Source organism: Shewanella sp. ALD9 (assembly GCF_002836315.1).
GTDB lineage: Bacteria > Pseudomonadota > Gammaproteobacteria > Enterobacterales > Shewanellaceae > Shewanella.
Window position 1 is genome coordinate 1 of record NZ_PJCD01000031.1, and the last position, 291, is coordinate 291.

A 291-nucleotide genomic window follows, 5' to 3' on the forward strand; every position below is an offset into this window, starting at 1 on the left:
TTGTCTTGCATTAAGAGAGCGGTAGCCTTTTTTAAGATATCTTTCTCCCATTCAATTTTCTTAATTTGCGCTTCAAGCTCTTGAATTCGTTTTTGTTCGGGAGTGATGGCATTAGCTGATGGAGTAATACCTTCAAATTCTTGTCTTAGCTGAGTTACCCAACGTCTAATCGCTGTCGGGCCTACGCCGGTTGCTTCACAAGCTTCTCGGATGGTGTAACCTTGTTTAATCACAAGGTTAGCGGTATCTATTCTAAATTCTGTTGAGTAAGTTGGTTGAGTCTTCATTACT

The 291-nt window shown here is 40.5% G+C and carries 1 protein-coding gene; it reads right to left on the reverse strand.

The genetic code is table 11. The annotated features are described in order from the left end of the window. Positions 1–291, reverse strand: a 291-nt coding sequence (locus tag CXF88_RS14420; protein ID WP_157822808.1) for a transposase, incomplete at both ends; no start/stop codon positions are given.